General features: G+C 71.4%; 16 protein-coding genes. 10 read left to right on the plus strand and 6 right to left on the minus strand.

The genetic code is table 11. The features are described 5' to 3' along the window. Nucleotides 1-12 precede the first annotated feature (12 nt). Nucleotides 13-1,143 carry a DUF58 domain-containing protein gene (locus HNR73_RS29225; protein WP_184790892.1) on the plus strand — a complete coding sequence of 377 codons (1,131 nt, stop codon included), beginning with the start codon at nucleotides 13-15 and terminating at the stop codon, nucleotides 1,141-1,143. Beyond that, on the plus strand, nucleotides 1,137-3,365 hold the full coding sequence (locus tag HNR73_RS29230) for a transglutaminase TgpA family protein (RefSeq protein ID WP_184790893.1): 2,229 nt from the start codon (nucleotides 1,137-1,139) through the stop codon (nucleotides 3,363-3,365). Before HNR73_RS29225 ends, HNR73_RS29230 begins: the two co-directional genes overlap by 7 nt. Here HNR73_RS29230 and HNR73_RS29235 read toward each other — a convergent pair. After that, entirely contained in the window at nucleotides 3,362-4,483 is a 1,122-nt protein-coding gene (locus HNR73_RS29235; RefSeq protein ID WP_184790894.1) for a hypothetical protein, read from the minus strand. The genes HNR73_RS29230 and HNR73_RS29235 overlap by 4 nt on opposite strands. Before the next feature lie 23 nt (nucleotides 4,484-4,506). Between HNR73_RS29235 and HNR73_RS29240 the strand changes: the two genes are divergently transcribed. Continuing rightward, on the plus strand, nucleotides 4,507-5,121 hold the full coding sequence (locus tag HNR73_RS29240; protein WP_184790895.1) for a TIGR03086 family metal-binding protein: 615 nt from the start codon (nucleotides 4,507-4,509) through the stop codon (nucleotides 5,119-5,121). Here HNR73_RS29240 and HNR73_RS29245 read toward each other — a convergent pair. Continuing rightward, entirely contained in the window at nucleotides 5,100-6,776 is a 1,677-nt protein-coding gene (locus HNR73_RS29245) for a protein kinase domain-containing protein (protein WP_184790896.1), read from the minus strand. The two genes, HNR73_RS29240 and HNR73_RS29245, sit on opposite strands and share 22 nt — an antisense overlap. A gap of 137 nt (nucleotides 6,777-6,913) precedes the next feature. Between HNR73_RS29245 and HNR73_RS29250 the strand changes: the two genes are divergently transcribed. Further along, the gene (locus HNR73_RS29250; RefSeq protein ID WP_184790897.1) at nucleotides 6,914-7,639 is read left to right on the plus strand and encodes an alpha/beta hydrolase; all 726 of its coding nucleotides are present in this window, start codon (nucleotides 6,914-6,916) and stop codon (nucleotides 7,637-7,639) included. Nucleotides 7,640-7,676: 37 nt separating this feature from the next. On the opposite strand, the gene HNR73_RS29255 is transcribed toward HNR73_RS29250, so the two are convergent. Further along, nucleotides 7,677-8,192, minus strand: a complete 516-nt coding sequence (locus HNR73_RS29255) for a PadR family transcriptional regulator (protein ID WP_184790898.1) — start codon at nucleotides 8,190-8,192, stop codon at nucleotides 7,677-7,679. A gap of 102 nt (nucleotides 8,193-8,294) precedes the next feature. Between HNR73_RS29255 and HNR73_RS29260 the strand changes: the two genes are divergently transcribed. The 5 genes from HNR73_RS29260 (at nucleotide 8,295) to HNR73_RS40960 (ending at nucleotide 14,976) form a co-directional block, all read left to right on the plus strand. Further along, a complete protein-coding gene (locus tag HNR73_RS29260) occupies nucleotides 8,295-9,761 on the plus strand; it encodes an MDR family MFS transporter (protein WP_203686338.1) in 1,467 nt (488 codons plus the stop codon). A gap of 98 nt (nucleotides 9,762-9,859) precedes the next feature. Then, complete coding sequence (locus tag HNR73_RS29265) at nucleotides 9,860-11,860, plus strand: N-acetylmuramoyl-L-alanine amidase (protein WP_239122159.1); 2,001 nt, start codon at nucleotides 9,860-9,862, stop codon at nucleotides 11,858-11,860. A 195-nt stretch (nucleotides 11,861-12,055) separates the two neighbouring features. Further along, entirely contained in the window at nucleotides 12,056-12,736 is a 681-nt protein-coding gene (locus HNR73_RS29270; protein ID WP_184790899.1) for a DedA family protein, read from the plus strand. 75 nt (nucleotides 12,737-12,811) lie between these two features. Continuing rightward, nucleotides 12,812-14,182: an amidohydrolase family protein gene (locus tag HNR73_RS29275; protein WP_184790900.1), complete on the plus strand. Its 1,371-nt coding sequence runs from the start codon at nucleotides 12,812-12,814 to the stop codon at nucleotides 14,180-14,182. 227 nt (nucleotides 14,183-14,409) lie between these two features. Next, nucleotides 14,410-14,976 carry a winged helix-turn-helix domain-containing protein gene (locus HNR73_RS40960; RefSeq protein ID WP_184790901.1) on the plus strand — a complete coding sequence of 189 codons (567 nt, stop codon included), beginning with the start codon at nucleotides 14,410-14,412 and terminating at the stop codon, nucleotides 14,974-14,976. A gap of 52 nt (nucleotides 14,977-15,028) precedes the next feature. Here the strand turns inward: HNR73_RS40960 and egtA are convergent, their stop codons facing one another. The 3 genes from egtA to HNR73_RS29295 all read right to left on the minus strand — a co-directional run bounded on the left by egtA (nucleotide 15,029) and on the right by HNR73_RS29295 (nucleotide 18,113). Continuing rightward, nucleotides 15,029-16,285, minus strand: a complete 1,257-nt coding sequence (egtA, locus tag HNR73_RS29285) for an ergothioneine biosynthesis glutamate--cysteine ligase EgtA (protein WP_184790902.1) — start codon at nucleotides 16,283-16,285, stop codon at nucleotides 15,029-15,031. 196 nt (nucleotides 16,286-16,481) lie between these two features. Next, entirely contained in the window at nucleotides 16,482-17,051 is a 570-nt protein-coding gene (locus HNR73_RS29290) for a DoxX family membrane protein (protein ID WP_373316620.1), read from the minus strand. A gap of 498 nt (nucleotides 17,052-17,549) precedes the next feature. Beyond that, nucleotides 17,550-18,113, minus strand: coding sequence for a DoxX family membrane protein (locus HNR73_RS29295; protein ID WP_184790903.1), 564 nt, complete (start codon nucleotides 18,111-18,113; stop codon nucleotides 17,550-17,552). A gap of 147 nt (nucleotides 18,114-18,260) precedes the next feature. Here HNR73_RS29295 and HNR73_RS29300 point away from each other — a divergent pair, with 147 nt between their 5' ends. Beyond that, a complete protein-coding gene (locus HNR73_RS29300; RefSeq protein ID WP_184790904.1) occupies nucleotides 18,261-19,013 on the plus strand; it encodes a TerC family protein in 753 nt (250 codons plus the stop codon). Nucleotides 19,014-19,032: the final 19 nt, after the last annotated feature.

Raw genomic sequence — 19,032 nt, forward strand, 5'->3', positions numbered from 1 at the left:
TGAGGTGCTCCCATGGTGACGTCGCGAGGGTGGGGGATGGCGGCGGCCGGCGCGGTGCTGCTCGGCGTGGGCTTCTGGCTCGGTTACCCCGAACCGGCCACGATCGGCACGGCGGCGGTGACGGCGTTCCTGGTCGCGCTGCTGGTGGCGGGCTGGCGGCCGAAGCTGACCGTCACGCGCGGTATCGAACCCGAGCGCGTCGAGCGCGGTGAGGCCTGCACGGTGACCCTGACGGTCCGCAACGACGGAAAGCTGCGGGCGGTGAGCATGGTCGCCCACGACATCTGCGACCGGATGCGCGTGCCGGTCCCGCTGCACCGGGTACGGCCGCGCAAGGAGGCGACCGTCGACTACCGCGTCCCGACCGAGCGCCGGGGCGTCATGCGGCTGGGGCCGCTCACGGTGGGCCGCCGTGACCCGCTCGGGCTGGTCAAGCTCGCGCGCAGCTACGGCGATCCGGGAACGGTGTGGGTCCACCCGGTCGTGCATCCCCTGTACACGTCCCCGCAGGGCGTGGCCCGGAGCATGGACGGGCAGATCGACCGCATCGAGCACGGCAGCCTCACCTTCCACGCGCTGCGCGAGTACGTCGTCGGCGACGACCTGCGCCACGTCCACTGGCGGACCTCGGCGCGCATCGGCGACCTGATGATCCGCGAGCACATGGACACCTCGCTGCCGCACATCGTCGTCCTCCTCGACGACCGCGCCCAGTCCTACCGCCACGACGGCTTCGAGACGGCCTGCGAGGCCGCCGCGTCGGTCGTCGTCGCGGCCCTGCGCGAAGGACTGTCGGTCGCGATGACCCTGACCAGCGGCCGCACGATCGTCACCGGCGGCCGCGACGACTACCTCGACGCCCTCTCCGAGGCCGAGCTGACCGTCGACGAGGACGCGCTGAACGAGACCGTGAACCGCCTGCGCCACCAGCGCCTCGGCGACACCCTCATCTACCTCACCGGGTCCGGCCGGCCCCTGGAGACGCCCCAGCTGGCGTCACTGCGCGGCGGGCATCCGGCGATCCTCGCGGCGGTCCTCGGGCCCGGCAACCCCGGGCACGGCACCGTCGGCGGCTTCCCGGTGCTCGGCGCCGCCGACGGCCGCGAGTTCGCCGCGGCCTGGCACGGGGCGGGCGCGTGGTGAACCGGTTGCGGCTGCTGATCGTGCCGCTGACCCTGGTCGGGATGATCACCCTGGCCGGGGGAGCGCTCGGCCGGATCTACGTCAACGAGCTGCTGCTGTACCTGGTGGCGGGCGCGGCGCTCGGGTCGGTCGCGGTCGGGACGCTGCTGCGGAACCGCAGCGCGGTGTTCCTGCCGCCGCTGACGGTCGTGCTGCTGTTCGGGTACACGATCCTGTGCGTGCAGATGACCGCCGGGCGCGCGACGGTCAGCGGCACCCTCGCCGACATCTACCTCGACGCGGTCCGCAACAGTGTGCCGCGCTTGCTGACGTCGATGATCCCGGTCGAGCCGCAGCCCGACACCGTGCTGGTGCCGGTCGTGGCGAGCTGGGCGGTCGGGCTGATCGCGACCGAGTTCGCCGTCCGCTACCGGCGGGTGCTGCTGGGGTATCTGGGCCCGATGGTGCTGTACGGCGGTTCGCTGTACCTCGTCGGGCCGAACGCTTCCGGGCTGATCTGGTACGCGCTGGCGTTCGCGGGCCTCGCCGGGCTGGGCCTTGCGGTGTCGGCGATCGAGCCGGTGCCCGAGGGGACCATCACCGCGACGCAGCAGGGCGGCCGGAGTGTGCGCCTGCGCGCGATCACGACGGGCGCGGCGGGACTGGCCGTGCTGATCGGGGCCGTCGCCGTGCTCGGGCCGGTCGCCGGTGGCGCGGTGAGCGGATCGCCGAGCGATCCGCGGCAGTACGTCGTGCCGCCGCAGCTCAACGACATCGACGCCAACCCGCTGATCCGCATCGCCGGGTGGGCGCAGAACCCCGACCAGCCGCTGCTGACCACGAACCTGTCGGAGGACGCGCGGCTGCGGCTGGCGGTGATGTACGACTACGACGGCATCACCTGGAAGGTCGGCTCGATCTACCGGGCCGCCGGGCGTGTGCTGGCGCCGCCGGTGAACACCCTGGCGCCGACGCGGGAGGTCACGCAGAAGATCACCATCGGCGAGCTGACCGGGCGGCTGGTGCCGTCGGTCGCCGACCCGATCCGGGTCGAGGGCATGCGCGTGGCCTACGACCGGGAGACCGGCACGCTGATGAACCCGACGGGCCTCGTGCAGGGCGAGACGTACACGGTGACCTCCGCCGAGCCGCAGATTCCGGTGAACCGGCTGGCGACGGCGTCGACGGGCAGCGGTCCGTCGGTCGCGCGCTTCCTGGCGCTCCCGCCGGAACTCCCGAAGGAGCTGACGGACCTCGCGACCTACCTGGAGGACCAGGGCGGCGGGCCGTACCAGCGTGCGACGACGCTGGAGCAGTTCATGGCGACGCATTACGCGTTCAAGGCCGACATGCCCGGCGGGCACTCGCTGCCGAACCTCGGGTTCTTCCTCGGCGCGCCGCCGCGCGGTGGCGGGCAGCAGGGGACCTCGGAGCACTTCGCCGCGACCTACGCGGTGATCGGGCGGATGCTGGGGCTGCCGACGCGGGTGGCCGTCGGTTTCCACGCCAAGGCCGGTGAGTACACCGTCCGGGGCGCCGACGCGCTGGCGTGGCCGGAGGTCTGGTTCGAGGGCGCGGGCTGGGTGCCCTTCGACCCGATGCCGCAACCCGACCAGAACATCACGCCGCCCGAGGACGAGATCAAGCCGCCGGAGGAGTCGAAGCCGCCGGAGAGTTCGGCGCCGCCGCAGGACTACGACGACCCGTCGGTGACGCCCCCGTCGGGCGACGACTCGGGCGACCCGGGCGCGACGGCCACGGCGAAGGACGGGATCCCGGGCTGGGTGTTCGGGGCCGTCGGCGGGCTGGTCGTGCTGATCGCGGTCGTCGTGACGATCCTGGCGATGAAGCGTGCGAAGACGTCGCGGCGACTGTGGCACGGGAGCGCCGCCTCGCGGGTGAGAGGCGCGTGGCAGGAGGTCCACGACGGGCTGCGGCTGGCGCGCAGGCGCCCGCCGCCGACGTTGACGGCGACGGAGGTCGCCGACTTCGCGGTGGGAGCCGTACGACCGCGCGAGGGCGTCGAGGCTCCGAGCATGCGGGCACTCGTCGCCGCGATCAACGAGGTCGCCTTCGCCTCCGACGCGGTTCGGGAGGACGTCGCCGAGGCGGCGGCCCGGACGGCCGAGGCGTACGTGGCGGCCTTGCGCGGGTCGCGGTCGTGGCTCGGCAGGGTGCTGTGGACGCTGACGCCCAGGCCGCTGTTCTGGCGGGACGCGCCGCTGCCGAGGGCGCGGGGTTAGAGGGTCTCCAGGACCATCGAGAGTTCCCGCTCGGCCCATTCCTCCAGCAGCCCGAGGGCCGTCCCCTCCGCCGGTTCCGCCGGATTCGCCGGTGCCCGGCCGAAGCCTTCGGCGAGCGCTCCGGCGAGGACGGCTTCGAGCTCGGGCGAGTCAGCGGCGAGCGCCGCCGCCAGCCGGAGCATGGTCGAGCGGGGTGAGTCGCCCTCGGACTCGGCCCAGGCCGTGATCTCGCCGGCGAGGTGTCGGCCTTGGCGCGGGCAGGCGGCGGCGAGCAGGGCGAGGGCGAAGCACACGGCCTCGGACTCGTCGTCCCAGCGGGCGAGCAGTGCGGGTGCACTCGCCTCGACCGCTTCTCGTGCTGAGCGTTCCTCGGCGTCCTCGTCTTGGGAGAGGCCGAGTGAGTCGCGGCGGTCGGTGTCGGCGGCGGCGAACCTGCGTCCGGCGGTCGCGGCGAGGAAGAGGAAGTCGACGAGGGTCGCGCGCAGTGCCGGGCGCACGTCGTCATGTGCCGCCAAGGCGGCGATGAGGGGCACTTCGCGGGCGGTGTGGTCGTAGCAGCTTCCCTGGTGCATGAAGGTGTCGTGCAGCTCGAAGACCAGTTCGGTCTCGCTCGATCCGGCGAAGGCGTCGGCATCGGTGGTGCGCCACCATGAGTCGGCCGTCGCGACCGTTCGCAGGACCTCGAACAGCGGCCGGTACGAGCCGGCTCGCGTGGCCAGTGGGTCCGTCGGCTCGGGCGGCTTCACCGTCGCCGGGAATCGTGCGACGACCTCTCGCCGGATGGCGCGCGCCGAAGCCGCGTCGTCGGCGTCGTCCTCGCGGTGCATGAGGGCGGTTCGCCGGTGCGCGATCATCTCGCCCCTGCGATGGCCGCCGTGGCCGCGGGCCAGCGCCCCGGTGGCCGCGGCTTCGTGGGCCGCCTGCCCGAACTCGGCCTCGGGGCCGGGCGCCTCCTCGTCCACAAGGGACTCCAGTCGCCAGCGCCCTTCGTGGGGGTGGGACCGTACGAAGCGGTGCCCCCGCAGTGCCAGGTCGGCCGCCAGGGCTTGCGCGGAGTCTTCGTCCGGAGTCTCGAAGAGGTGGGTGCGGATCATCTCGCTCAAGCGCTCGTCGGGCACCCGCCCAAGCTACCCTCACCCCCATGACCCCATCCCTCACCGAGACCCACGCCGCCGTCCTCGACACGGCCGTCGCCACCGTCCACAAGGTCCGGTCGGCCCACCTCGACCTCCCGACCCCTTGCGCCGACTGGAATGTCGGCCAGCTGCTCGCGCACATGATCGCGCAGAACGACGGCTTCGCGGCCGCGGCCCTCGGCGAGGTCAGCGACCGTTCGATGTGGACTCCGCGGCCGGTTCCGGCCGATGAGGGCGCGGCCGGGAAGGCCTTCGAGACCTCGGCGCGGTCGCTCCTGCGCGCGGTCGCCGAGGACGGTGCCGTCGACCGCCTCTGGAAGCTGCCGGAGTTCCGCGAGGAGCCCTTCCCGGGCTCGCAGGCCCTCGGCTTCCACCTGATCGACTACGTCGTCCACTCCTGGGACGTGGCCGCCGCGATCGGCGAGCGCGTCGAGTTCGAGCCCGGTGTCCTCGCGGTGGCGCTGCCGATCGCGAAGGCGGTCCCGGACGGCTCTAACCGGCAGCGGGACGGTGCGGCCTTCCGGCCGGCGCTCGGGCCGATCGAGCACGGCACTCTCGACGAGATCCTGCGCTGGCTGGGCCGCGATCCGGCGTGGGCTCAGCGCGAGGTGCAGACCTGATTCGACTTGGCGACCAGCTCCACCGAGTACAGCGCGCCGACCGTGAAGCAGTAGTTCTGCGCCGGGTTCAGTCCGCTGATCGTCGCGGTCGTGGTGCCCGCCTCGATGGCCTGCATGACACCGGGTTCGGTGCCCCGGCGGCCGCCGAAGACGATGAACGACAGGGTTCCGGTCGAGGGGTCGACCCACTGGAGTGTCACGCCGTTGCCGTCGTCGGAGACGATCGCCAGGTCGGTCGGCGGGTTCTCGATGGTCACGTCGGCGGTGCCGTCGACCTGCTCGGGCGTGTTGTTCTTGTCGGCGTTCGGCAGTACGAAGCCGATGACGACGACGAGGATCGCCACGATCAGCAGTCCGGCCCCGCCGCCCAGGATCAGCGGCAGGCGGCTCCTGCCCTCCGGCCGCGCCGGGCCCGGGCCGGGGGCCGGCGCGTACTGCGGCGGCGCGGAGACCGGGGGAGCCGACACGGCGAAGGGATCGCTCGGTGGCGCCGACACCGGCGGGGGCGTGTACGGCTGCGCGGACACGGGGTGCGGTGGCGTGTAGGGCTGCGCCGACACGGGTTGCTGTCCGTGCGGCAGCCGCAGCGGCACGGTCTCGGCCGTCGAGTGCGGTGACGGCGGCGGCGTGTAGGCGGCCGGGGTGGCGAAGGGATCGGTGGCCGGGTAGAGCGGCGGGGGTGCCGGGGGCGTCATCGGTGCCGGCGATGAACTCACCCCCGCCGCGGTATTACCCGAGGGAGGGAACGCGAAGGTGGTCAGTTCGTCGGAGGGATCCGGCATCGGGGGCTGGATCGCGGCCGAACCGACCGAGGTGGAGGTGATGGCGCCGTAGGAGTGCCTGCGCAGCGCCTCGGCGAAGGCGAAGGCGCTCTGGTGCCGGGCCTGCGGATCCTTGGCCAGCGCGCGGGCGAGTTCGTGCTGGAGCCAGTCGGGGATGTCCGAGCGCGGCACGGACGGCGCGAGGGAGTACTCGACGCGCTGCCGGAACTCGTCGGGGTCGGTGCGGCCGGCCGGTGAGGAGAACGGCCCGCGCCCGACGAGCAGGTGCCACATGGTCGAGGCGAGGCTGTAGACGTCGGTGGCGGGCGACTGGGCGTCGCGGCGCAGGGCCTCGGGCGCCGAGTGCAGCGGGGTGAGTTTGTCGATGGTGCCGGTGGCGGCCAGGTCGTCGGCGGCGCGGGCGATACCGAAGTCGGCCAGCGCGGGCCCGAACTTGGTGCGCAGGATGTTCTGCGGTTTCACGTCCCGGTGCAGGATCGACACGGAGTGCGCGGCGTGCAGGGCCTCGCCGATCTTGACGCCGACCTCGATGACGTCGTTGACGGGCAGCGGCCCGTTCGCCTTGAGGATCTGCGAGTAGGACCCGCCCTCGCAGTACTCCATGACGATGTAGGGCTGGCCGCTCGCGGAGGTGCCGGTGTCGATGATGGAGACGATGTGGGGGTGCGCCGACAGCGCGACGGTCGTCTCCAGTTCCTTGGCGACCGACGCCTGGGTGGTCATGACCTCGTCGACGCTCAGGACCTTGATGGCCACATCGCGGTCGAGGCGCTCCTGCCGGGCGCGGAAGACGAGGGCCGTGCTGCCATGGGCAATCAACTGCAGGTCTCGGTAGCCGGAGATGTCCGGACCGGCTGACAGATTACTGCTCAAGTGACGAACTCCTTTGCGCCCTGCGCAGGCTACCGCACCGGGGCCAGGGACGAATTCGCATGTCTCGATGAGGGCCCGTTTGTCCGCTTCGGCTTCGGGGGTGTGCCGACGGTCGCGGGTCTGGCTAGGTTTCAGACATGACCGAACCTCAACCCCCGTGGGTGGCCCCGTTCGTCCTCGACACCCCCGAGGTGCCGCGCGAGCGGCACGGGCACTGGGACCTCTATGACCCCCAGAGCGACCACCCCCGTCCCCTCGTGGTCTTCGTCCACGGCGGCCCCGTCAACCCCGCCTGGCCCGCCTCGCCGCGTGACTGGCACGTGTACCGCGGCTACGGCGCCCAGGTCGCCGCACGCGGCTTCACCGCCGTGACCGTCGACCACCGCCTGCACGGCGGCGACGCCTATCCCCAGGCATACGCCGACGTGCTCGACGCCGTCGAGGCCGCCCGCGCCGACGAGCGCGTCGACGCCGACCGCGTCGCCGTGTGGGTCTTCTCCGGAGGCGGCCCGATGCTGGCGCCGCTTTTGCGGGACCGCCCGTCCTGGCTGAAGGTCCTCGGCGCGACCTACCCGGCGCTCGACTCCTTCCTCGACGTGAAACCGCCCGAGGGCTTCCATCCCCTCGAAGAACTGGCCGATGCCCCGGCGATCCCGCTGGTCTTCACCCGCGTGGGCCTCGAACGCGACTTCCTCGCCCCCGCGCAGGCGACGTTCCTGGAAGAGGCCGAGGGCGGTCCGCTCGCCGTCGAACTGATCGAGGTGCCCAACGGGGTCCACGGCTTCGACCACACCAATGACACCGACGAGTCCCGTACGGCCGTCGACCTCGCCATCGGCAAGGTCCTGTCGCACCTTTCCTAGCCCGTTCCGCCGCGTGCGCCGCCCCGCGCGCGGCCCGTCAGGCCCCGGCCGCCTTCTGCTCGATCGCGTCGGCGGTCTCGGTCGCCCAGGCCTCCATGGCCCGCATGTTGTGGTAGCCCATGCGCGCCTGGTACATGCTGACGTCGTTGCCGATGTGCGAGCAGATCTCGTCCAGCCGCTTGGCCCGCGTCGTGTACATCGCCGCCTCCGCCCGCAGTAGCGGCACCGACTCCTCCGGCCCGAGCAGCGGCAGCAGGAACATTCGCAGGCTCGCCTCGTTGCGGATCGTCCGCTCGGGCTCGTGCTCCACGAGCCAGCGCCGCAGCTCGACCCGCCCGGCCTCGGTGACGTCGTAGGTCCGCTTGCCGCGCGCGCCCTCCTCGACGGTCTCGATGGCGCCGTCGGCCTCCATCTTCCGCAGCTCCGGGTAGATCTGGCTGTGCTTGGCGTGCCAGACGTTGCCGGCCGACAGCTCGAAGTGCTTCGTCAGGCCGTAACCGGAGGCGGCCCCGGATTCCACCAGGAGCCCGAGCAGGGCGATGCGCAGTGACATGACCGCCATCCTAATGCAAGGTTTGACATGTTGGAGTTGACATGTATGGTGCACATGTAAATCTCGACATGTCAAAAACTTCCTGTCTCATGGAGGAATCCCGTGTCCGTACAGACGGCACCCCCCGTCGCGGCGTCGGCGCGCCCGCCCGTCAAGAACCTGAGCCTGCTCCTCGTCGCCGTCTTCGGCGGCATGTTCCTGGCCCTGCTCGACTCCACCATCGTCGGCACCGCCCTGCCGCGCATCGTCGAGGAACTCGGCGGCGCCTCCCTCTACACCTGGACCGTCACCGCCTACCTGCTCGCCTCCACCATCACCGTGCCGATCTACGGCCGGCTGTCCGATGTGTACGGCCGCAAGTTCCTGCTGGTGACCGGCCTCTCGCTCTTCCTGCTCGGCTCGGCGCTGTGCGCCTGGTCGCCCGACATGGTCTGGCTCATCGCCTTCCGGGCGGTACAGGGACTCGGTGCGGGCGCCCTGATCCCGCTCTCACTGGCCCTGGCCGCCGACCTCATCCCGGTCGAGAAGCTCGGAAAGATGCAGGGCCTGCTCGGCGTCATGATGGGCGCGAGCATGATCGGCGGCCCCTACCTCGGCGGCGTGCTGACCGACAACGTCTCCTGGCACTGGATCTTCCTGATCAACCTGCCAGTCGGCGTCGTGATCCTCGGCGTGATGCTCTGGGCCCTGCCGAAGTCCACAAGGGACCGCTCGGTGAAGGTCCGCGTCGACTACGCCGGCATCGCCGTCTTCGCCCTCGCCGTCTCCGGCCTGCTCATCGGCCTCACCCAGAAGTCGGCCGTCGAGGCCGGCACCGGCGAACTGCGCGACTGGAGCGACTGGCAGGTCGCCGGACCGCTCGCCGCCGCCGCGGTGCTCCTGGTCGTCTTCGTACTGATCGAACGCAAGGTGGCCGAACCGCTCATCCCGCTGGGAATGTTCAAGAGCCGCGCCTACACGACCTTCAACCTGGCCTCCTTCTTCGGCGCCTTCGGGATGATGACCGCGATGGTCTTCCTGCCCCGCTTCTTCCAGACCGCCCACGGCGTCAGCGCCACCGACTCCGGCCTGCGCGTCTACCCGATGATGATCGGGATGGTCATCGGCAGCATGGGCGCCAGCATCCTCATCACCCGTACCTTCCGCTACAAGGCCCTGCTCGCCGGATCGGCCGTCCTGCTGCTGGCCGGGACCGTCCTCTTCGGACAGTTGGAGCACGGCACCTCCCCGCTCGAAACGGGGATCTGGATGGCCGTCATCGGACTCGGCGTCGGGCCGATGCTGTCCGGCCTGACCATCGCCGTGCAGGGAACCGTCGAACCGCGCCACATCGGCCTGGCCACCGGCAAACTGTCCTTCTTCCGCCAGATCGGCGGCTCGGTCGCCCTCGCGCTCGCCGGAACCCTGTACATCCAGGACGTCGAGGACATCGCCCCCGCGCGAGGTCTCGCCGAGGCCGCCTCCGGCGCGACCGGCTCGGTGCTGGCCTGGGTCGGCGGGATCGGCGCGGCCGTCATGCTCCTGGCCCTGCTGGCCGCCCCCGGCGGCAAACTCACCCTGCGCCGCTGAACGCCCGGGGCGGGCGAGCGGGCACGAATCCGCCGTCCGCCCCATCCCGCGTAGTTTTCCTTCTTCCCAGCGGGCTCCGATGTAGATAAAGTGCGGCCATGGCCCAACCGTTAACGAACAGGGGAACCATGAGCGCCTTCCGCAGACCCCCGGGCGGACGCGGGCTCGCCGCGGGTTCGACCGCCGCCGTGCTCCTCGCCGCGAGCCTCGCCGCCCTCGCCGCTCCGGCGGCGGCCGACCCGGTCACCGGCCGCCAGGCCGAGTACGCCGCCGCGGCCGCCGAGTTCGGCATCCCCGAGAGCATCCTCCTCGGTGTGTCCTATCTGGAGTCCCGCTGGCAGGACCACGCCGGGGATCCCAGCACCGGCGCCGGTTTCGGCCCGATGCACCTCACCGACGCCCTCGCCGTCGCCACCGAGGACGGCACCCACCACGACGACGGCACCGAGGACCCGCGCGGCGACGACAGCCGTCCGGCCCCCGAGCTCGCGCCCATGCCCGACGCCCCCACCGAGGCGTCCCTCCAGACCCTCGACACCGCCGCCGCCCTGACCGGCGTCGACGAGCAGACCCTGCGCACCGACCCCGCCCAGAACATCCGCGGCGGCGCGGCCCTGCTCGCCGAGCACCAGCGAGTCCTCGGCGTGGACGGCGACGCCCCCGGCGACTGGTACGGCGCCGTGGCCCGGTACAGCGGCGCCGCCGACCTCGGCACGGCGGGACGCTTCGCCGACGACGTCTTCGCCACGATCCGCTCCGGCGCGGTGGAGTCCACCGACGGCGGCGAGGTGACGCTGGCCGCCGACCCGGACCTGGCGCCCGCCGCGGGCCAGCTCGAAGCGCTCGGCCTGCGCCCGACCAAGGACGGCACCCGCACCGACTGCCCCCGCTCCCTCGGCTGCGAGTGGATCCCGGCGCCCTACGAGCAGTACGGCCCGGCCCCGAACCAGTACGGCAACCACGACAAGGCCGACCGCCCGAACGACCTCGACATCCAGTACATCGTCATCCACGACATCGAGGGCTACTACCACACGGCGATCGACATGGTCCAGGATCCGACCTACGTCTCCTGGCAGTACACGATGCGCTCCACCGACGGCCACACCGCGCAGCACGTCAAGCCCACCGACGTGGCCTGGCAGGCCGGCAACTGGTACGTCAACTCGCACTCGATCGGCATCGAGCACGAGGGCTTCGCCGCCAACGGCGCCTGGTACACCGAGTCCCTGTACCGGACCTCGGCGCGCCTGGTCGGCTACCTCGCCGACCGCTACGACATCCCGCTCGACCGCGCCCACATCATCGGCCACGACAACGTCCCCGGCATCAGCCCGGCCAAGGTCCCCGGCATGCACTGGGACCCGGGCCCCTACTGGGACTGGTCGCACTACTTCGACCTGCTCGGCGCGCCCTTCCGCTCCTTCGGCGGCAAGCACTCCGGCATGGTCACCATCGACCCCGACTTCACCGCGAACCGCCCGGCCATGATCGGCTGCGACTCCAAGCAGCCCGCGCTGCCCTGCCCGGACCGCGCCTCCAGCACGGTCTTCCTGTACAGCGAGCCGAGCTTCGACGCGCCCCTGCTCTACGACCGGGGCATGCGTCCCGACGGCAGTCGCGCCACCCGGCAGGTCAGCGACCACGGCAGTCGCGTGGCCACCGGCCAGCAGTACGCCGTCGCCGACCGTCAAGGCGACTGGCTGGCGATCTGGTACCTCGGCCAGAAGGGCTGGATGTACAACCCCGCGAGCAATCCGGTCGCGACCCCGACGCTCGGCCTGGTCGTGACGCCGAAGCGCGGGGAGGTCAACGTGCCGGTCTACGGGCGGGCGCTGCCGGAAGCCGCGGCCTACGAGGGCACCGGCGTGCCCTACCAGGAGCTCACCCCGCTGCCGTACGTCCTCAACGCCGGTGAGCGCTACACCCTGGGCGACTTCTCGCCCCAGACCGAGTACTACTGGGCACAGACCCTGGCGGGACCGAACGTCGTCGTCGACGGCGACACCAGGTACTACCAGATCCAGCTCGGACACCGCATCATGTTCGTGAAGGCCGAGGACGTCAACATCCTCCCGTCCTTCCTCGGGGCGCCGTGACCTCGCGCTCGCCCGGCCGCTCCACCTAGACGCCCGGGGTCCGCGCTCGTGCCGGGAGTGCGGACCCTCGGGTCCCCTAGATGGAGCCCCCCTGACGGAAGTAAGGGGAAAGATCAGACCTCGGGCCCATGCGGGCGGTTGCGAGGGGCGCTTACCGTATTGGAGACGCCGCACCCCGACGATTGGCCCGCCTCGATGACCCAGAACATCATGCAGTTCATGGAAGAGCTGATGAGCTCTCCATGGATCTACCTCGGGATCTTCACGATCGCCCTGCTCGACGGCTTCTTCCCGATCGTCCCCGCCGAGACGGCCGTGATCACCGCGGGCGTCTACGCCTCGACCACCGGCAAGCCGATCCTGTGGCTGGCGATCGTCGTCGCCGCGGCGGGCGCGTTCGCCGGCGACCACATCTCCTACTTCATCGGCCGCACGGCGGGCGGCGGGATCCGCCGCAAGATGAAACCGGGCACGAAGAAGGCCAAACTCTTCGACTGGGCGGAGAACGCCCTCGCCGAACGCGGCGGCCTGGTCCTCATCATCGCCCGCTACATTCCCGGCGGCCGCACCGCGACGACCCTCATCACCGGCTCGGTCGGCTACCCGCTGCGCAAGTTCGCCTTCTTCGACTCGATCGCGGCGATCTCGTGGGGCGTCTACTCCGCCGGGATCGGCTTCTTCGCCGGTCACGCCGTCGAAGGCGACCCGATCAAGGGCCTGCTCCTCGGCTTCGGGATCGCGGTCTCGATCACCGCCATCCACGAGACGGTCGCCTACCTGCGCAAGCGCGCCAAGCGCAACCGCGAGGCCCTGGCCACCGAAGGCGTGGTGCCCGTGGTCGCCGAGCCCGTCGTGGCCCCGGCCGCCGCGGAGTAACACCCGAAGCGCGACGTCGAGCCGGTGGGGGAAATCCATTGCCCCCACCGGCTTCGCTTTGCCAGGCTCACCACCATGGAAGCTCCACCCCACGGACGCGGCGACCTCGTCGAACTCCACCTGCACCTCTACGGATGCATCCGCCCGGCCGACCTGCTGCGCCACATCGTCGCCGCCGACCCCGCCCTGCTCACCTGGGACGGGTACGAACAGGCCATGAGCGACGCCTACGGGACCGTCCCGGCCGCCCGCGAGCTCATCGAACGCCACCGGGCCGGGGATCCGTCCGCCGAGGCGGCCTTCGCCGAACTGTTCGTCATGGGCGAGGCCGACGCGGGGAACTTCGCGCGCTTCTCGGCGAAGTTCCAGCTGCTGTTCATCGCCTCCCTCGTCGCCGGGCGGCGCGGCTCGCTCACCGACATCGCCGCCGAGGTCGCCGCCTTCACCGCCGGGATCCGTGCCGACCACGCCCGGCAGGGCATCGGCCACGCCGAGATCCGCTGCCTGCTCGGCGAGGACCTGCGGCTGCCCGTCAACGCCGTCATCATCGACACCCTCCTCGACTCCTTCGGCCCGAACGAGAGACTCGTCCTGTCCCTCGACCGCGCCGACCCCTGGCCCGGCTGGGAACGCGTCCAGGAGCTCGCCCTCGGCCCGCGCGGGGAGACCATCGTCGGCATCGACTTCTGCCACGTCGAGGAAGGGCACCCGCCGAAGAACTTCGCGCGGCTGTTCGCCGCCGTGGCCGCCTTCAACACCGCGCACCCCGAACGGGCCCTCGCCGTCCTGCACCACGTGGGCGAGAGCTTCACCGACAAGAGCCTGGAGTCGGCCGTGCGCTGGGTCCAGCAGGCCGCCGAGTTCGGCGCGCACCGGCTCGGGCACGCCATCGCCCTCGGCATCGACCCCGCCGTCTACGGCGAGCACACGCGCACCGAGTCGGCCGCCGAGCGCCTCGACCAGATCGACTACGACCTCGCCCACGCCGAAGGACTCGCGACGGCCGGTGTGCTCGTCGACGCCGAGGCGCTGCTGGCCGAACGGGCCGCGCTCGCCGAAGGCCCGGCCGACGCGACCGTCGCGGTCGTCTACGACGTCGCGCGTCTCGCCGAGGTGCGGCTGCGGCAGCGTTACGCGATGGCGCGCGTGCGCGCGGCCGGCGCGGTGGTCGAGGTCTGCCCGACCTCGAACCTGCGGATCGGCGGGATCCTCGACCCCGCGCACCATCCCGTCCACCGCTTCCAGGCCGAAGGCCTGCCCTACGTCGTCTCCAGCGACGATCCCGGGATCTTCGGGACCACGCTGAGCGAGGAGCTGGACTGGGTATGCGCGCACACCGGTGGCGGTGCCGGGCTGCGGCGGGAACTGCTGCGGCGGGCGTGGGACTCCCGCTCCGAAGTCCTCAGTGGACGCACCTCGGCCGTGACCGGCGCCATCCACCCTTGAATCCTATCGGATTAGTAGGATATGGTGGCGCCATGAGCAGGGGCGCCACCGACACCGGGCCATCCGAGCAGCGGATGGACGCCGGAACGTGCCCGCGCGGCTCCCGGGCCTGTCGCCCCGGCCGCCGCTGAACCGCGCCCGCCATCGGCCGCGACCGCGGCCTTCCCGAGTCCGCGCGCCCGCGTCCGCCGCCGCGCGAAACGCTCCTGATCAGGGGGAACATCCCGATGACCATCCAGCTCGAACACCCACCGGCCATCCGTGTCGCCACTCCACCGCGCCCGCTGCCGACTCCCGTGCGGCCCGCTCCGACATCCGGGCTCACGGTGACCATCGAGCTGTCGGCGGAGGGGTCGGCGCTCAACGAGGAGCTGCTCGCCGCCCTCGACGCGGCCCGGGGGCACATCGCCCACCTCGGCGCGGTGACCATGACCGTCCGCGCCGCCGAACCGCACGCGACCGCGCCGGCCGAGGCGCCGGTCGTCGACCCCGGCGTCCACGTGCACATCTACCCCGACTCGCGCGTGGTCCGCTTCGGCGAGGCCGAACTGCCGCTCAGCCGGCTGGAGTTCGACCTCCTGCTCTACCTCGCCGAGCACCCCGGGCAGGTCTTCAGCCGGGCGCAGCTGCTGACGTCGGTATGGGGCGACGCCCATGTCGGGCGCCGCACCATCGACGTCCACGTCCGGCGGCTGCGCGCGAAGATCGACGACCGTTTCCCCTTGGTGACGACCATCCGTGGCGTCGGTTACCGCTTCGACGGCAAGGGGCGGGTGAGCGTCACCCGGTCCTGAACCACCGCCGGGCACCGTCCACGATGGACGGGCCCGGCGAGGCGGATGGCCGTCACCCGATGCCGAGCGCGTCGAGAGCGTCGTCGGCCGGGCACCGTCCACGTTGGACATAGTCGGCGGTGAACTCCTCGACCGCCGTCGTGACGCTCCACCCCGCGCCGAGGCGCGGCAGTGCCTCGACGGCGGCCGTGAAGCAGCCGCGCGCGGCCGCGGCCAGCTCCGGGTCGGCGAGCCCGTGCTTCGCGGCACGCCACCACGGTGTCTCCACCGAAGGGCGCTCCCACAAGGGTTCCAGGGCCGCCGAGGCCTCGTCTGCGGCGACGGGGTCGTCGAGCAGCGCGGTCGCCACCGCCAGCGCCACCGTCCAGCCGTCACCGGGCTGCGCGTCGACCATCCGCAGCTCCAGGTATCCGCGCGGCCGGATCGGCGGGAACAGCGTCGACAGGTGGTACTCCAGATCGTCCATCGTCGGCCTGCGCGGGACGCCCGCCCGGATCCATTCGCTGAACGACAGACCCCTCGGCACGAGCCACGGCCGGTCGGGGAAGCGGATCATCATCACGTCGGCCGACAGCGCGTAGCGCACCCACGCGTCACGCGGATCGCCCGGATCGACCGGCGCCGTGCGGCCCGGATCGAGCCGCGACCACACCGACTGCCGCATCGACTTCCAGCCCGCCGGTTCGCCCAGTCTGATCGGGGAGTTCGCGAAGGCCGCCACCAGTACCGGGCCGAGCCGGTGCGCCAGTCGCCAGCGCTCGCGGAAGCCCAGGGTGCCGGCGCGTTCGTGACCCGCGTCGAGGCAGATCTGCACCGAGGCGGTGTTGGCCATCATCCAGCGCCCGGCCCGGCCGTTCCGGTCGAAGAACTGCTCCATCGCGGTGTAGCGCGGTGAACGCCCGACCCGCCGGGGTGGGCGTTCGGGATCGAGACCGCTGCCCAGCAGCCGGATCCCGAGTGCGTCGAGGGCCGCGCGGACGCGGGAGAGGTCGGCCGAGGTGCGCCGGAGGCACTCGGCGAGTCCGTTCGCCGGGTGCGAGCTGAGTTCTAAAGCACCGCCGGGCTCGAAGGTGACATGGCCGTGCCGGGGTGCCGTGCCGGTCTCGTTGAGCAGGGCGTCGATGATCGAGGGCGGCGTGCGGGAGAGGCGGTCGTGTGTGGGGCGGACCAGCCATTCGAGCTCGACGCCGACGGTGGCGGGCGGGCCGGTGCGGAACGCCGACTCGGCGATGTGCCGCGTGGCCTCCTCTTCGGTGAGCGCCTCGTGGGCGGTCGGGGTGCGGGTGTCGGCCGTCGGTGCGTTGAACATGCGCGGCTCCCTGTCGACTCTGGGTGAGCTTCCCTTGACCATAGGCGCACGGATCGCGCCCGGCAATACCCTACTGTTCATATAGGAGTACTAGGCTATGTCGCATGGCGGACACGTCCGGTGCGGCGTGGTGAGGGGCCGATCCGTGACGGACCGGCCCCTCGGGTGGCGGCGGATATGGCGCGGGACGCGGTGTTCAGCGAAGGAACGGCAGCGCGCGGACCAGGCCCGAGCGCGCCCACGGCTTGCCGAGGCCGAGCGTGTCGCCGCCCCGGACGAAGGCCAGGCCGAGCAGCACGACGGCGTAGACGAGGTGCTCGTCGAGGAACGGGTTCTGCGTCATCGGCAGCGAGGCCATCCACATGAACACCAGCAGGACGGTGCCGGTGAGCGCGGCCAGCCAGACGCCGATGCCGAGGATGAGCGCCAGGCCGATCCCGGCGAGGCCGATCATGAACAGCCAGTCCGCCCAGGCCTGTCCGGCCATGGAGTTGAAGAAGCTCGCGAACGGACCGTCGACGCCGTTGAGGTAGCCGCTGGTCGGGCTGCCACCGTTGATCCAGGAGTTCGCCGACTCGGTGGCGTAACCGAGCCCGAAGAGCTTGTCCAGGAAGGCCCAGAAGAAGACCCAGCCGAGCAGGATGCGGGCCAGTCCGAAGAAGAAGCGGCCGGGACCCGAGGTGACGGCCATGCCGAGTGTCATCTCGTGCATCGGGACGGTCTCGCCGCCCGCGCCGGTGTCGGTGACGGCGGCCGGCGTGACCACTCCCGCGGCCGGGACGGCGCCCGCGGCGGGTGCCGTGGCGGCGGCGGTGTCCGCGGTCGGCGTGGCGACGGAGGTGGTCGCGGCCGCTCTCGCCTCGTCGGCGGCGTTCCGTGTCCGTTCGGTGGCCTCGTCGGCCGCGGCCCGTGCGCGCTCGGCGGCCTCGTCGGCGCCCTCGCGGGCGGACTCGGCCTTCGCGGCGGCGTCGCGGGCGGTGGTGTTGATGGCCGAGATGCCTTCGGTGCCGGCGGAGTCGCGGGCGGTGTCGCCGGTCGGCGGGACGTTCACGTCCGCCGGGTTCGGGGCGGCGTCGGCGGCGTTCTCCGTCGTCTCCCAGGGCTCGTGGCCCGTCGCAGAACTGCTCATGTCACTCCCGCCTCTCGTCTCCCCGTAGCGGTCATCGACGAGGTCAAGTCTAGGAGGATCGGGGTGCACAGTCCTTAATTCATGCAACTCTGTCAATTCCTTGGAGGGGCCCGGGCGTGGCCCGGGCCCCGTCGTTCACCGCAGGATGGGCAGCTTGCGCACGAGGCCCGTGCGCGACCACCACAGGCCCAGACCCCAGGTGTCGCCCGCGCGCGCGAGGGTCAGGCCGATGATGGTGAGCAGGTAGACGAGGTGCTGGTCGAGGAACAGGTTGGCGGCGATCGGCAGTGAGGACGCCCAGAGCGAGCCGAGCAGCAGGACGCCGCCGATCGCGGCCAGGCGCATGCCGATGCCGAGTACCAGCGACACGCCGAGTCCGGCCATGCCGCCCATGAAGAGCCAGTCGGCCCAGGGCAGGCCCGACATCGAGGTGAACAGGCCGCCGAAGGGGCCGTCGACGCCGGAGAGGTAACCGGCCGTCGGGCTGCCGCCGTCAAGCCAGCCTTTGCCGGTGGGGGTGGGATGGCCGAAGCCGAAGAGCTTGTCGAGGAAGGCCCACAGGAAGACCCAGCCGAGCGCGATCCGCGCGATCGCCAATGCCCGTGCGGCCGCCGGGGAGGCGGCGGCGCGGGCGCCGGTGGGGGAAGGGGCGTATAAGGGGTCGGGGCTGGAATCTTGGCGCGCCGCGATGCCGGTCATGGTGCACCTTTCGATGGTTTGGGGGGGGTTGGTGGCGTCAGTATGCACTAAAGAGTGCTTACTGTAAAGAGTCCGAGCTGATCGGCGAGTCGCTGAGTTGCGGCCCGGAATGGCCTACCCTGTTCCCAACATTCCCAGGGAGGCCGGATGTCCGCCGACGTCATTGCCGGGTTCGTCAGTCTGGTTCTGCTCGAACTCGTACTCGGGATCGACAACATCGTCTTCATCTCGATTCTGGCGGGCAAACTGCCGGAGCATCAGCAGGACAAGGCGCGCAAGATCGGCCTTGGCCTCGCCCTGATCATGCGGCTGCTGCTGCTCCTCACCCTGTCGTGGGTGGTGAAGCTGACGGCGCCGTTGTTCACCGTCTTCAGCCACGAGATCTCCGGCCGTGACGTGATCCTGATCCTCGGCGGCCTCTTCCTGCTGGCGAAGGCCACCTTCGAGATCCACGACAGCCTTGAGGCCAAGGAGGGCCACGACAACCCGAAGGGCGCGGCCTCGTTCGGCGGTGTGCTCGTGCAGATCATGCTGCTGGACATCGTCTTCTCGCTCGACTCGGTGATCACCGCCGTCGGGATGGTCGACGAGATCTGGGTGATGGTCGCCGCCGTCGTCATCTCGGTCGGGATCATGCTGGTCGCCGCGGGGCCGCTCGGGCGATTCGTCAACCGGCATCCGTCGATCAAGATGCTCGCGCTGGCCTTCCTGCTGCTCATCGGTATGACGCTGGTGGCCGACGGCTTCGAGCTGCACATCCCGAAGGGCTACATCTACTTCGCGATGGCCTTCTCGCTGGCGGTGGAGCTGCTCAACATCACGGTGTCGGCCAGGCGCGCGCGCCGGGCGGCGGAGGCGGAGAAGCCGGTGGAGCTGCACAAGCGATACAGCGAGGAGTAGGTGGGGGTTTGCGGGGTGG

Origin of the sequence: Phytomonospora endophytica (assembly GCF_014202425.1) — a bacterium.
GTDB classification, from domain to species: domain Bacteria; phylum Actinomycetota; class Actinomycetes; order Mycobacteriales; family Micromonosporaceae; genus Phytomonospora; species Phytomonospora endophytica.